The sequence below is a fragment of the Burkholderia sp. KL41 genome, from assembly GCF_057005415.2.
On sequence record NZ_CM174447.1, the window covers coordinates 3,398,678 to 3,412,028 of the forward strand.

The following is a 13,351-nucleotide window of genomic DNA, read 5'->3' on the forward strand; positions in this document are numbered from 1 at the left end:
GAATGCCACGATGAATGCCACGATCGATCACAGTCGCGGTTACCTCGGCAGCTTGGTAGCCCTCGAGACACAAAATCTCCGGTTACATCCATTTTTGTATCCCTGAGGCTACAATCCCTGCATGCCATTTTGTAGCAGAAGGGCTACAATTAAAGCCGGTTTGGCGCTTTCTGATGCCTTGGGGCTACAAATGACAACATTGGCCGATGTGGGAGAAATGCTGAGGGATGCCCGCCACGCGGCGGGACTTTCTCAGAGTGAGCTGGCTGAGCACGCCGGTGTCGCACGCACGACGCTCGCACGCATGGAGACACTTGCACGAGGCGACATGAGCGTATCTGCGCTCGTCCGCCTCCTTGAGGCCGCCGGCTACGACCTGCGCGTCGTGAAGCGCGGACACGGGCGCACGCTCGATGACGTGCTGGCCGAACAGCGCACGATGGGAGATACGTGACCATGCGCCTCCACGTGTATGTCAAAGGCAAACTCGTTGCTCACCTCTACCGCCAAGCGGACGACTATGCGTTGCGCTACACCGCAGACGCCCTCGACGCCGACTTTGCCAGCCTGACCATGCCCGTTCGCGAAGATGCCTGGGTCTGGCCTCGCGACCTGCATCCCTTCTTCCGGCAGAACCTGCCCGAAGGGTTTCTCTTTCAAGTGATTCGCGAAGAGTTCGGCCCTTATCTCGACGGAACCGACCTCTCGCTCCTGGCCATCATCGGCGGCTCCGGTATCGGCCAGGTAACAGTCACACCCGAAGGCGGCCCCCCTGGCGGCGAGCTCGACCCGCTCGACCTGAAGAGCCTGCTGCACGAAGACATCACGACCGCCCGCTTTGCGGAACTCGTGCGGTATTACGCTCGCGCCGCCATTTCAGGCGCCGTACCCAAATTCCTTGCGCCTGAACTCCGGTCAGGCCAGGCACCCGTAGGCAAGCAAACGCTACGCACGAGCCGGCACATCGTCAAGGGATCCGACGAGCAAACGCCCTATCTCGGTTTCAACGAGCATTACTCGATGCAGGTGCTGGCAAGACTCGGGGTCGCACGAGTAGCGAAGACCACGATGTCGGACGACGGCCGTGTGCTCGTCGTCGACCGGTTCGACATCGACGAACAAGGCAAACCAGCCCTTGGCCTCGAAGACGCTTGCAGCCTGCTTGGCCTGCCTCCGCATGAGAAGTACCGCCCGTCGACCGAACAGGTCCTCAACGCAACGAAGCCCTACATCGGCCCCGCCAATTGGCGACGAGAGGCCGAGCAACTCGGCTGGCAACTCATCACCAACTACGTCGTGCGCAACGCGGACTGTCACGCGAAGAACATCGCACTCATCTACTCGAACATCGACGACGTCATCTACACACCCGCCTATGACATCGTCACCACGGAGGCTTATCCGCGCTTTGCAAACAACCCGCCAGGGCTGAGCATCGAAGGTCGAAAAACGTGGGCTCCGGGGAAAACGCTGGAGCGCTTTTTCAACACGCGCCTCGGCATCCCGCCAAGGCAATACCGCGAAATGGTCGAAGCGCTGTGCGACTCCGCCGTATCGACAGGGAAAGATATCGTCGAAGCAGCAAAAAACGAGACGCGGTGGCGGTGGATCGCCAAACAGATGCTGCATGCATGGAACGAAGGGATGGGATCGCTTCGCAGCACCAAACCGCAGGTCGCACTCAAAGCGCTCACGCCAATCATCGAGGCCGCCGGTTTCTCGGATGCCGACAAGGCCGACAACGCGAGAGAGGTCATTGGTCGCTCGGAATTGCTGGCCAATCACGGCAAGGACAACTGACACCCGCCCAGTTCAGCCCACCGACACACGTCCGGGTCGCGCTCACCCCACCGGCCGCGCCTTGATCCACAGAAACAGCGGCACGCGCGCCCATTGCTTCAGTTGATCCGTATCGGCCTGATCGGGCGGCGGCTCGCGCAGCGACACGATCGCGAACCCGGCCGCCTCCAGTGCTTCCATATACGCCTGCAGCGGCAGCGACCAGCCCGCGAAATGCATCGACAGCCCGTCGCGCGTTTCCACGCCGTCGAAGTGCTCGCGCCCGAAATAGCTGCCCTTCAGCACGAACGGCGCATCGGGTTGCGGCCCCGCGAAGCCGCCGCGATCGCGAAACGGATGCACGAGCGAGATGAACAGCAGCCCGCCCGGCTTCAGCACGCGGCGCGCCTCGTTCAACGCGCGCTGCATGTCGTCGAGATCCATCAGCACGTTGTACGCCATCACGAGATCGAAGCTGGCCGCGTCGAACGGCAGCGACGCCGCGTCGGCCAGCTCGTAGCGATGCGCGGAATCCGCGCGCCGGGCGGCGTCGAGCATCGCGGGCACCACGTCGGTCGCGGTCACGTCGTAGCCGAGCGCCTTCAGCTCGCGGCTCACGCGGCCTTCGCCGCAGCCGATCTCCAGCGCGCGGCCGGTGTCGCGGCCGATATAGGCCGCGAGCCCCGCGCGGTATTTCCAGAACGCATCGTGCCCGGGCTTGCCGGCCCAGCCGATCCATTGGTCGGCGACCTGTGTCCAGTGTTCGGTGATGGCTTTCGTGTCGGTCATGCGCGCTCCCGCCCGGTGTGCGTCGTTGGCTCAGGATGCGCATGGTAAGCCGATGCGGCGGAACGCGCGACCAGGCTCCGCCGCGCGGCCGGTTTCCGTTTCCGGCGGCAACGTTCTACAGTGACATAAAACAATCCGCGCCGCGTCGCCCCCGCCCGGCGATACGCACCCGATTCCGAGGACACCCCATGCCGAGCATCCTGGCCGCGCCCGCCAATCTGCCCCCGAGCCCCGTCGCGGCGGAAACGCGCATGGTGCACGACGTCGCGACGCTGAAGCCGTCCGACTACCGTTCGGCGGACGGCGTGTCGTGGGTCATCTCCATCATCACGCCGGCCGCGGACAGCGGCACGAACGTGACCGGCGCGACGTACTTCGACACAGCGAAAGGGAAGACCGTCCCGGTGCCCGACGCGCGCCGTCGCTATGCGAATCGCGGCACGTGGCAGGTCGTCGCGAGTTCGAGCCCTGCCGTGCCCGCCACCGGCCGCTACGACTGGCTGACGCTCGCCTGGCTGCCGATCAACCGGCGGCCGCTGCCGCAAACGCCCGAACACCTGTATTCGCCGTTCATTCGCGGCGGCACGATCGTGTATCGATGGAATCCGGCGGCGGAAGGCGGCGAGCAGTTCGGCAACGTGCGGATGATCTTTCCGGAATGGACGCGGCAGGTGGCCGATGCGTTGCGGTCTGCGCCGGCAGAGTCGCCGGGTGACGCCAGCACGTCGGCCGCACCGTCGGCGCTCGATCGCCTGACAGCGGACACGAACCCGATGATCGCCGTGCTCGACTTCGGCGACGCACTGCGCGACGAGCCGGTCGAGCGAATCGTCGCGCGGCTGCCGGCGCTGCTGCGTGTGAAGGACCTGCACGAACTGTCGGCGATCGTGTTCCTGTGCCTGTCCGGATCACGCGCAGAAGACCGGCCGCGCCTCGCCGAAGCGATCAACGGATCGATCGCGTCGACCGACGACAGCGCACGCCTGCTCGCGATTGCATATGGTGCGTTCGCGGCCGGCCGGGCACGGCCCTATCCGTTCAACGATGCGGGGCAGGCCGCGCGTATCAACGACGTGTTCGGCGCGTTGAAGCGGCGGACCGCGGCACTTGACGTGCCGGTCGCGGAAGGTTCGCCGTGGTACGAGTTCTTCACGGCATATCGGCTCGGCGGGGCGGCGCCGGGTAACAACCCGTGACGACGGGCACATAGCCGGTGCGGCCACGGCGAAAGCCGGCCTCCCGCTTGCGCGTGGAACCCGTCGTTCCGGTGAGCCGCGCGCCGTCATCGCCCGTCACGTGAGCGGCGCATGTCTGCATCGGCGCCGAAGGCCGCGACGAATCCGGATCAAACGGAATGTTCGATCTATTCGACCATTTGAACCGGATCGCCCTGTGCTAGATTCGCGCCCGGCCATAGAGCCATCTCAAATAACCCGAACTAAAAAGACCAAATCATGAAATCTGTATTCCGTCATGCCGCTCTGGCATTGGTGACGATCGGCTTCCTGTCGGGCTGCGCCAGCAGCGTGACACGCGACGCCAGCGATCCGGCGGGGGCCGCCGTGACTGCATCGACGATGAAATTCGGCACGAAACCCGTGGTCGTGAAGGTCACGCTCGACAATACCGCGCAGGAAGCGTTGAAAGACAACCTGAAGTTCGACGCGAAGAAACTGCAGGAAAAAATCGAAAGCGCGCTGGATGCACGCAAGCTGCTGGCAAAAGCGGATTCGACCGATGCAATGCACCTGAACGTCGAAGTCAACGGCATTCGCGTGCGCTCGAGCTTCTCGGCCGTCATGTTCGGCTTCATGGCGGGCAACGATCACGTCGACGGCACCGTGACGCTGCTCGACGCCGACAATCATCAGATCGACCGCTTCAAGGTATCGGCTTCGTACGCGCTCGGCGGCATCGCCGGCGGCATGGACGATACGCGCATGAGCTGGCTGTACGAGAAGTTCACCGAGCAGACGCTGACGACGCTCGAACCGGCAACCGGCGCGCAACAGGCGAACGCCACGCAGACGAAGACGCAGTAATGCCCGACGCCCGGCCGGCCGCGGATGCGCGGCCCGCCGGGCGGCTGCGATCGCGCTCATCCGCCGGCGACGATGCGGATGTCGCACGCAACGATCGTCGTCGACCGGGGAGCCTTTCAGCCTGCCCCACCAGTCACCGGGCATGCCCCGCCTCTCACCGCGCTCCCGCGCGCGGCATGACTCCATCGCCGAATTCCTGAATACGGTCGCAAGCCACGCTTGCGCAAATACTCAGCCATCGGTCGGCCGACCAGCAACGACGGTTCACGTGTGTTGCCTCCATCGGAACCCTGTGCCTGCCACCAACCTGGCACCACGCCGTGCGCGAGTGAATGCCCGGTGCCCGAATCCGGCGACGATCCCGTTTCGTCGAATCAGCCTGCATGAATCGGATCGCGGCCGTGCCCATCTGCCACCACAACGCATACACGATCGCATGTGAAGCGATGGGAATGCAGCCGCTCGGGGGAGCCGACCGTCAGGCAGAGATCCCTTTCGAGACACCGGCGGACACCACGCCGGACCGGCGACCGCGTTGTCGATGAGCGATTCGCAACCGATCATCAGACCAGCCCGAATGACTGCACGCTTACCGGAAAATGACGGCATCCTGACTATGCACGCGCCGCGCCGGGAACCCGCACGCATCGGGCCATGTCGAATCGCATCACGACCGTTGACCGCAACGCGTTCATCGGCCGATCATCGTCCTCCTGCCCCCGCTCGATCAAGTCGCCCCTTTCCTTCTCATGTTAAGCATCGGTCCCTTCTCGATCCGCGTCGTCGCGGTGGCCGTCGCCGCGCTGCTCGCGTGGCTCGTCGCCCGTTTCATCCAGCGCCGCGCGCCGGACGGCCAGCACAAGACCGCATCGAGCCTGATCCTCGATACCTTGCTGCTCGGGCTGATCGCCGCGCGCATCGGCTACGTCGCGCAGTGGTGGCACGAGTACGCCGCCGCGCCGCGCGCGATCGTCGCGCTCGGCGACGGCGGCTTCGACTGGCGCATCGGCCTCGCGGCCGGGATCGTGTTCGCGGGCTGGCGCCTGCGCCGCCTGCCCGCGCTGCGTCGCCCGGTGATGGCCGGCATGCTCGCGGGCCTCGCCGCGTGGGGCATCGCGCAGGGCACGCTCGCAACGTTGCAGCACGGCGCGCCACCGCTTGCCGCGTTGCGGCTCGAAGCGCTCGACGCCACGCCGGTGCCTGTGCAACGCTTCGCGGGCAAGCCGGTCGTCGTGAACCTGTGGGCCACGTGGTGCCCGCCGTGCCAGCGCGAAATGCCGATCCTCGCGCAAGCGCAGCTGGATCATCCGGGGATGACGGTGCTGATGGTCAACCAGGGCGAAGACGCGCAAGCGGTGCGCGCGTTCCTCGAACAGAAGGGGCTGCGGTTCGATCACGTGCTGCTCGATCGCACACTGCACGCGATGCAGACCTATGGTTCGCGCGGGCTGCCGACGACGCTCTTCTTCGACGCGAAAGGCAATCTCGTCGAATCGCACATGGGCGAGATCACCGCCGCGCGGCTGAAGGACGCCGTCGCGGACCGCTTCGGCCAGTAACGCGCGTCGGCCGAACAGCCGCGGCATCGCTGCATCACATCCGCGCCTCGACCGCGGCGAGCGCGCGCCGGCAGATGGACGCGCTTCACGCATGATGCGCGGCCGCCGTTGCGGAAAGCACGGCGGCTTCCCGCGCAAGTTCGGACGGCACCTGCACGACGCCGATGACATCCTCGTGCGACGTGTGGCGGGCGGATCGGAGCATTCGACCGACACGTTTTCTGACATATCGTCAATAAAGTGACGACACGGCCCGCCGGCGCAATCGCCGGGGAAGCGTTTCGCAGCAAGCCTGCAAGACATCGGGGCATCCATCAGTGCGGACGAAGACGCTCCGGACCGACACCTGATGCCGGCCGATCTCGGCTAGAGTAATTGCACGTTTTCGCGTGGAAGGTCATTTCATTTCGTCATGCCAACCATGTGACGAGGTGTCGATCGAAATCCACTGCGTAAACGAGCGCGGCCCGCGAGTGCACTACCACGCGCGGGCCGCTGACCACAACCCACTCTGTACAGGAGTCAGTCATGGCTGACGGGAATCATAACGCACCGGTTCGCTTTCACGATTGTTCCGTGCCCGCTCGCACGTCTTTTCAGACTCGCCGCATCGTTCCACATCTCAGGCTCGCCGACACGGCACCGCCAGCCCTCCATCTGTGGATGAAACTGTCCGGCCGCTGGATCGATGCAGCGGGTTTCGAACCCGGCCAGCGCTTGCAGATCGAGGTGATGCACAAGCGGCTGGTGGTCACGCCGATCGAAGACGGGCCCGGCGACGATTTCGGCCGGGATGCCGATCGCGCAACAGGCCGGCCGCGGCCGACGTTCACGGTGATCACGGGAGGCGCGCAATGAATCGCAACGACTCTCGACAACGTGCCGACACCTTGCCGGCCGACTTCGGCCTCGATGACGCGGGAGCGCTGTCGGCCAAATCCGCGCTCGTATTGAAGATCAACGCACTGACCGTCTCGCGCGGCCTGAGCGAAGACGAGGCGGCGGCGCTCGCGGAGATGGCCCGGCCGGTCGTCACGCCCGAGCAACGCGAAATGCTCCGGAACGTCTCGCTGGAACTGCTGATGCAGACGCTGGTGTCGCTGGGTCAACAGGTGGAAATCGTGGTGCGGCCTGCGGGGCCACCGCATTCGGCAGGCATCATGGTTTCGGTCTGACCGTCGGCGAAATGAACGAAGGGGGTGTAGCGGCCGGGCCCGGCCGCCGCCGGATGCCCGTCACGGGCGAGCGGGGGGACGCACAGTGCCGGCTCGCAGCAATCATCCTCGGCACATCGGCTCGGCCGCGCCCCCGTCGCCCCGCGTTCCGACGATGCGCCGGACCTGACGGTCAGGGCCGCGACAACACCATCACACGCCCCGACACGCGCTGCAGCTTCAACCAGCCCGTGTCGGCCGTAAATTGAAGCTGCTGCAGCGGAAAATCGAACTCCGCGCGCTGCGCGGCGCTGATCACCGCATCGGCGATCCAGCGGATCAGTTCCTTGCCTTCGTCGGTCGTCTGGTGGCCGTTCTGGACACCATAGAAATAGCGGTTCCCGGCGTTGACCTCGTTCTGAACCTGCATCCAGTGCCCCGGCAGGCCCCGCTGCGTCCTGAACAGGTCGGCCACCCGCTGCGTCGTCAATCCGCGCGCCCACAATGCGCCGTTCACGGCGGGGCGCGCCAGGTTGTGGCGATCGGCTTCCTGGGCTTGCTCCTTGATGTCGCCTTTCAGGGAATCGGGTTTCGTCATGACGCTTTCCTCGCGATGGGCCCGACAAAGGGCCGATTGAATGGACAAGGACCACGGAGAGGAGGGGCTGACGCGCGAATCTGCGCGACCCGGGCGTCCGTGGCCACCACGAACGACAGGCCGGCGACATGCGCCGGCCTGGCTCACGATATCGGCCGCAGGCCGGTCGTCCCGCCTGCGCCGGGTGAACGATACGCCCATTGCAGGAATTCTTCGCCTGTCAGGTATGTCAGGCTTCGATATCGGGCGTCCGTCCCCATCACGCTTTCCTTTTCCCCTTCAACAGGAACGCCGCCGCCGTACATCCCGCCATCGCAACACCCGCGATCAGGAACGTATCGCTGTACGCCATCAACAGCGCCTCACGCATCACGCGCTGGTTCACGAGCGCGAGCGCCAGCTCGTGCACGCCGCCGATCGCCGAACCCGGCAACGCATCGGCACGCGGCACATGCACACGCGACAGCAACCGCACCAGCATCGCCATCCGCTCCTGAAACGCTTCCGAGAACGGCGAAACGGCCTCGCCGATCCGCATCGCATGCAGCTTCTGCCGCTCGACGACGACCTGGCTCGCCACCGCGATGCCGATCGCACCGCCGACGTTGCGCACCATGTTGAACACGCCGGACGCCGAACCGAGCTGCGCCTTCTCGATCCCGTCGACGGCCATCACCGACAGCGCGATCACCACGAGCGACTGCCCGATCCCGCGCACGACGAGCGACGGCACGATCACGTTCGATGCGGCGTCGGCGGTCAGGTGGATGTTCATCAGGCAGCCGGCCGCGACGAGCACGAAGCCGAGCACGATCGTCGCGCGCGGGCTCGTGCGGCGCATCAGCGGCGGCGTCAGGAACGACATCACGAACTGCACGAGCCCGTACGGGATCATCGCGAGGCCGATGTCGCGCGCGCTGTAGCCGTGCAGCTCCGCGAAGTAGTTCGGCACGAGAAACACGACACCGAACACCACCGCGCCGAACAGGAACTGCATCAGGCTCGCGATCCCGAAGTTGTAGCGGCCGAGCAGCCGCAGGTTGATGAACGGCGCCTCGCGCCGCAGCTCGATCGCGACGAACGCGACGAGCCCCGCCACCGCGACGATCGACAGCTCGACGATCAGGTCGGACGCGAACCAGTCCTTGCGCCCGCCCTCCTCCAGCACGATCTGCAGCGCGCTCAAGCCGATCGCCATCGTCGCGATCCCGAACCAGTCGGCCTGCCGCAGCTTCGCCAACTGCACGGGCACCGGGCGGATCGCCCACGCGATCGCCGCGATCAGCGCGATCGCAGGCGGAATCTGCAGATAGAAGATCCAGCGCCACGAATACATGTCGGTAAGCCAGCCGCCGAGCGACGGCCCGGCCGCCTGCGCGACGTTGTTCGCGACCGCGAACAGCGCCATCCCGAGCGGATGCTTCGACGGTGGCAGCTCGGTGACGATCAGCTGGAACGACAGCGGAATCAGCACGCCGCCGAACGCGCCCTGCAGCGCGCGCGCGACGATCATCGTCGAAATGGTCGGCGCGACCGAGCACGCGATCGAGAACGCGAGGAACCCCGTTGCGCCGACGAGCAGCACGCGGCGCGCGGAGAACACCTGCACGAGCCAGCCGGTGAGCGGAATCACGACGATCTCGGCAACGAGGTACGCGGTCGAGATCCACGAGCCTTCCTCGAAGCTCGCGCCCAGCGACCCGCGGATGTCGGGCAGCGACGCGTTCGTCACGTGCACGTTCATCCCCGCCATGAAACAGCCGAACACGCCGCCGAGCACCGCGACCCACGCGCGCAGCGAGACGGATTCATCTTGCGCGGCCTGCGCGGCCCGCGATGCCGCGGCCGTCACGATCCGGCTCCCGGTGCGCCGCGCGTATCGACGCGCGCGATCACCGACATGCCGGGCCTCAGCACGAGGCCCGGCGGCGGCGCATCGAGGCGGATCTTCACGGGTACGCGCTGCACGATCTTCGTGAAGTTGCCGGTCGCGTTGTCGGGCGGCAGCAGCGCGAATTCGGCACCCGAGCCCGGGGCGAGCCCCAGCACGCGGCCGTGCAGCGTGCGGCCCGAGTAGGTATCGACGTCGATCTCGACCGGCTGCCCGTCGCGCATCGCGCCGAGCTGCGTCTCCTTGAAGTTCGCGACGACGTACACGTCGCGCAGCGGCACGACCGCGAGCAACGGCATCCCGACCTCGACGTACTGGCCCGCGCGCACCGCCCGCTGGCCGATCGTGCCGTCGCGGGTCGCGCGGATCACCGTGTGCTCGAGATCGAGTTGCGCCAGCGCGAGCTTCGCGCGCGACGCCGCGAGCCGCGCACGCGCCTGCTCGATCGCGGCCGCGCTTTGCGCACGGCGCCGGCGCAACACCGTCTGCTGGTCGTCCTGCGCGCGCACGGCCGCACCGGCGCGCGCCAGTTCCGCGCGCGCCTTCAGCGCATCGGCGTGCGCCTGTTCCCAGCGCTGCCCGCTGGCGGCCGATTCGGCGAGCAACTGCTTGTAGCGCGCCGCATCCGCGTCGCGTCGGGTCGCCTCGGCACGCGCGGCGGCCGCGTCGGCCTGCGCCTGCTCGATCACGCTGCGCTGCTGGCCGACCTGCGCGTCGAGCGTCGCGGCCGCGGCTTCCTCGGCCTGCAACGTCGCATCGGCGGCGGCAACGGCCGCCTGCGCGTCGTCGAGCTTCGCGCGATAGTCGCGATCGTCGAGCGTGACGAGCACGTCGCCGCGCTTCACGGGCTGGTTGTCGTCGACGGCCACGCTTGCGACATAACCGGCCACCCGCGGGCTGACGGTCACGATGTCGGCGCGCACGTATGCATCGTCGGTGTGTTCGATGAAGCGGCCGACCGTCCACCAGCGCCAGCCGAAACCGGCCAGCACGATGACGGTGATGAAGGCGCCGGCGGCGATCCAGTGGCGCCGCGCGAAACGGGCGGATTTCTCGGGTACGGCTGTGGTGCTCATGATCGGAATCGGAAGGGTTGAGTGCGTGCGGATTCACGAACGGCCGGTCAGGGCCCGTTCACGTCAATAACGGGCTTGCGCTGGCCCTGACGCTGCCAGCCGCCCCCCAGTGCCTTGAAGACGGCAACCTGATCGAGCGCGACCTGCTGCGTCGACGCGGCCAGTGCCGCATCGACCGCGACGAGGCTGCGCTGCGCGTCGAGCACGCCGAGAAAATCCAGCGCGCCCGCGTCGTAGTTCAGTTCCGCGAGCCGGAAAGCGCGCGCGTGTTCGGCGCGCGCGGTTTCGAGCGCGGCCTTGCGGCGCCACTCGGCACCATATCGCGCGAGCGCCTGTTCGGTTTCCTTCAGCGCGCGCAGCACCTGCGCGTCGAACGACGCGCGTGCGGCGGCATCGTCCGCGCGGGCCTGCGCGAGCTGCGCGCGGCTCGCCGCGAGATTCGGAAAGCGCCAGGTAATCAGCGGCCCGACGCCCCAAGCGATCGCGTACTTGTCGCCGAGCGACGACGGATCGCCGGTCGTCGACAGCCAGTTCACCGACCCGCCGAGCACGATCGACGGATACAGCTCGGCCGTGGCGGCACCGATCCGCGCGTTCGACGCGGCGAGCCTGCGCTCGCTTTCGCGCAGGTCGGGCCGGCGCCGAAGCAGCGCGGCGCCATCGCCGACCGGAAACGGCCGCGCCAGCGCCGGCGTCGCATGGCAGCGCGCGGCCGCATCGGGAATCGCGCCGGGCGCGTGCCCGGTCAGCACCGCCAGCTCATACAACGCGGCGCGGCGCGCGCCAGTCAGCGTCGGCAGTTCGGCACGCGTATCGTCGGCGAACGCGCGCGATCGCGCGACTTCCAGATCGGACACGAGACCGTGCGTGCGCTGCCGTGCGGTCAGCGCGGCGAGGCGGTCGGCGATCGCGACCGAACGCTCGGCCACGTCGATCCGCTCGCCGTATGCGCACGCCTGCGCGTAGGCGGCCGTCGTCTCGGCGGCCACCGCGACGCGCATCGCATCCGCTGCCGCCTGCACGGCCTCCGAATCGGCGCGCGCGGCATCGACGAGATGGCCGACACGCCCCCACAGATCGACCTCCCACGACAGCGCGAACGACGGCGCGAATCCCCGGCGCGTATGCGCATCCGTGCCCTTCGCGCTCGCGACGATCTGGTCGGGCGCGTGCTTGCCGTAGTCGACACCGAAGCCGGCCGTCGTATCGGGCAATCGCGCGGCACCCGCTTCGTCGAGCACGGCGCGCGCACGCGCGACGCGTGCCGCGGCCACCGCGAGATCGCGGTTTTGCGCGAGCGCTTCGCGCACGAGTGCGTCCAGCGCCGGATCGTCGAACAGTTGCCACCAGCGATCGGGCAACGCGCCGCCCGGCGCGACGGGCGCATCGACGGCGGCATCGAACGGCGCGCGATGTGCCGCATCGATCGACGGCGGGCGATACGGCTCGCCGACGGAGCATGCGCCAAGCATCGCCGCGCTCAGCAGCGTGGCGGCAATGCGCGGCGCGCAAGACGAGGCGGCAACGGGTAAATCGAAGGAAAGCGAAGCAAGGAAGGAGGCGCGCATCGTGCAGTGGCAGTCGAACAAACGATGGGCCTATGGTAATTTCGGCACATTCAGTCGATCTCGCGCGCAAAGCGCATTCGTCGTCGAGAAAAGGACAAGTGGACCCATTTTTCAGCGCGCTCGAGCGCAAGGAAAAGCACAAGCAGATCGCGGTCGCCGTGTCCGACGCGGCGTCCGGTGTCCTGTATCCGCCGCATTCGCACCGGCACGGCCAGCTGATTCACGCGATCTCCGGCGTGATGCTCGTGCATGCGGATGCCGGCAGCTGGGTCGTGCCGACCGGGCGCGCGGTGTGGGTGCCGGCGGGCACGCAGCACGAGATCCGGATGGCCGGCGACGTGCAGATGCGCTCGGTGTTCGTCGCGCGCGAAGTGCGGCCGAGCCTGCCGGGCGAGTGCCGCGTGATCGAGGTCGGCACGTTGCTGCGCGAACTGATCGTGACCGCGTGCGAACTGCCGGCCGACTACGACCTTTCGCATCGCGCGGGACGCGTGCTCGCGCTGATCCTCGACGAAATCGAAATCGCGCCGCTGCTGTCGCTGCATGTGCCGATGCCGCGCCATCCGGCACTCGCCGCGCTGTGCACGCATCTGATCAACGACCCGTCGGTGGCCGTCACGCTGCAGTCGTGGGCGCGCGATGCGCACATGAACGAGCGCACGCTCGCACGCACGTTCAAGCGCGAGACGGGCATGACGCACGGCGCATGGTGCCGCCATGCGCGATTGCTGCTGAGCCTGCCGCGCCTCGCGGCCGGCACGCCGATCCTCGAACTCGCGCTCGAGCACGGCTACGACAGCCCGAGCGCGTTCGCGGCGATGTTCCGCAAGGCGCTCGGCGTGCCGCCGAGCGAATACTTCCGGCGCCGATAAGCGGCGCTGTCCGTTTCGCGACG

At 67.1% G+C, this 13,351-nt stretch carries 13 protein-coding genes; 8 read left to right on the forward strand and 5 right to left on the reverse strand.

The genetic code is table 11. The features are described from left to right. Positions 1-190 precede the first annotated feature (190 nt). Both PQB87_RS32665 and PQB87_RS32670 read left to right on the forward strand, forming a co-directional pair. The gene (locus tag PQB87_RS32665; protein WP_042975682.1) at positions 191-454 is read left to right on the forward strand and encodes a helix-turn-helix domain-containing protein; all 264 of its coding nucleotides are present in this window, start codon (positions 191-193) and stop codon (positions 452-454) included. Between the two features lie 2 nt (positions 455-456). Next, positions 457-1,800 carry a type II toxin-antitoxin system HipA family toxin gene (locus PQB87_RS32670; RefSeq protein WP_111938546.1) on the forward strand — a complete coding sequence of 448 codons (1,344 nt, stop codon included), beginning with the start codon at positions 457-459 and terminating at the stop codon, positions 1,798-1,800. Between the two features lie 42 nt (positions 1,801-1,842). Here PQB87_RS32670 and PQB87_RS32675 read toward each other — a convergent pair whose 3' ends face one another. Next, positions 1,843-2,568 carry a class I SAM-dependent methyltransferase gene (locus tag PQB87_RS32675; protein WP_111938547.1) on the reverse strand — a complete coding sequence of 242 codons (726 nt, stop codon included), beginning with the start codon at positions 2,566-2,568 and terminating at the stop codon, positions 1,843-1,845. Positions 2,569-2,756: 188 nt separating this feature from the next. On the opposite strand from PQB87_RS32675, the gene PQB87_RS32680 reads away from it, so the two are divergent. The 5 genes from PQB87_RS32680 to PQB87_RS32700 all read left to right on the forward strand — a co-directional run bounded on the left by PQB87_RS32680 (position 2,757) and on the right by PQB87_RS32700 (position 7,344). Further along, positions 2,757-3,764, forward strand: coding sequence for a hypothetical protein (locus PQB87_RS32680; RefSeq protein ID WP_111938548.1), 1,008 nt, complete (start codon positions 2,757-2,759; stop codon positions 3,762-3,764). Positions 3,765-4,022: 258 nt separating this feature from the next. Continuing rightward, on the forward strand, positions 4,023-4,610 hold the full coding sequence (locus tag PQB87_RS32685) for a DUF4410 domain-containing protein (RefSeq protein ID WP_059621180.1): 588 nt from the start codon (positions 4,023-4,025) through the stop codon (positions 4,608-4,610). Positions 4,611-5,359: 749 nt separating this feature from the next. Beyond that, entirely contained in the window at positions 5,360-6,169 is an 810-nt protein-coding gene (locus tag PQB87_RS32690; protein WP_489243324.1) for a TlpA family protein disulfide reductase, read from the forward strand. Positions 6,170-6,745: 576 nt separating this feature from the next. Next, positions 6,746-7,027, forward strand: coding sequence for a SymE family type I addiction module toxin (locus PQB87_RS32695; protein ID WP_489243325.1), 282 nt, complete (start codon positions 6,746-6,748; stop codon positions 7,025-7,027). Continuing rightward, positions 7,024-7,344, forward strand: coding sequence for a helix-turn-helix domain-containing protein (locus PQB87_RS32700; protein ID WP_489243326.1), 321 nt, complete (start codon positions 7,024-7,026; stop codon positions 7,342-7,344). Before PQB87_RS32695 ends, PQB87_RS32700 begins: the two co-directional genes overlap by 4 nt. 172 nt (positions 7,345-7,516) lie before the next feature. On the opposite strand, the gene PQB87_RS32705 is transcribed toward PQB87_RS32700, so the two are convergent. The 4 genes from PQB87_RS32705 to PQB87_RS32720 all read right to left on the reverse strand — a co-directional run bounded on the left by PQB87_RS32705 (position 7,517) and on the right by PQB87_RS32720 (position 12,456). Continuing rightward, positions 7,517-7,921: a hypothetical protein gene (locus PQB87_RS32705; protein ID WP_021160608.1), complete on the reverse strand. Its 405-nt coding sequence runs from the start codon at positions 7,919-7,921 to the stop codon at positions 7,517-7,519. 259 nt (positions 7,922-8,180) lie between these two features. Continuing rightward, positions 8,181-9,773, reverse strand: coding sequence for a DHA2 family efflux MFS transporter permease subunit (locus PQB87_RS32710; protein WP_489243327.1), 1,593 nt, complete (start codon positions 9,771-9,773; stop codon positions 8,181-8,183). Then, on the reverse strand, positions 9,770-10,888 hold the full coding sequence (locus PQB87_RS32715; RefSeq protein WP_059587090.1) for an HlyD family secretion protein: 1,119 nt from the start codon (positions 10,886-10,888) through the stop codon (positions 9,770-9,772). Before PQB87_RS32715 ends, PQB87_RS32710 begins: the two co-directional genes overlap by 4 nt. Positions 10,889-10,935: 47 nt before the next feature. After that, a complete protein-coding gene (locus PQB87_RS32720; protein ID WP_489243328.1) occupies positions 10,936-12,456 on the reverse strand; it encodes an efflux transporter outer membrane subunit in 1,521 nt (506 codons plus the stop codon). Positions 12,457-12,554: 98 nt separating this feature from the next. Between PQB87_RS32720 and PQB87_RS32725 the strand changes: the two genes are divergently transcribed. After that, positions 12,555-13,328 (forward strand): AraC family transcriptional regulator, encoded by a 774-nt coding sequence (locus PQB87_RS32725; protein ID WP_489243329.1) that lies wholly within the window; start codon positions 12,555-12,557, stop codon positions 13,326-13,328. The last annotated feature ends 23 nt before the right edge of the window (positions 13,329-13,351 follow it).

Coding starts and splice junctions, on each gene's coding strand:
- PQB87_RS32665 (WP_042975682.1), top strand. CDS start 191: ATGACAACATTGGCCGATGTGGGAGAAATGCTGAGGGATGCCCGCCAC.
- PQB87_RS32670 (WP_111938546.1), top strand. CDS start 457: ATGCGCCTCCACGTGTATGTCAAAGGCAAACTCGTTGCTCACCTCTAC.
- PQB87_RS32675 (WP_111938547.1), bottom strand. CDS start 2,568: ATGACCGACACGAAAGCCATCACCGAACACTGGACACAGGTCGCCGAC.
- PQB87_RS32680 (WP_111938548.1), top strand. CDS start 2,757: ATGCCGAGCATCCTGGCCGCGCCCGCCAATCTGCCCCCGAGCCCCGTC.
- PQB87_RS32685 (WP_059621180.1), top strand. CDS start 4,023: ATGAAATCTGTATTCCGTCATGCCGCTCTGGCATTGGTGACGATCGGC.
- PQB87_RS32690 (WP_489243324.1), top strand. CDS start 5,360: ATGTTAAGCATCGGTCCCTTCTCGATCCGCGTCGTCGCGGTGGCCGTC.
- PQB87_RS32700 (WP_489243326.1), top strand. CDS start 7,024: ATGAATCGCAACGACTCTCGACAACGTGCCGACACCTTGCCGGCCGAC.
- PQB87_RS32705 (WP_021160608.1), bottom strand. CDS start 7,921: ATGACGAAACCCGATTCCCTGAAAGGCGACATCAAGGAGCAAGCCCAG.
- PQB87_RS32715 (WP_059587090.1), bottom strand. CDS start 10,888: ATGAGCACCACAGCCGTACCCGAGAAATCCGCCCGTTTCGCGCGGCGC.
- PQB87_RS32720 (WP_489243328.1), bottom strand. CDS start 12,456: ATGCGCGCCTCCTTCCTTGCTTCGCTTTCCTTCGATTTACCCGTTGCC.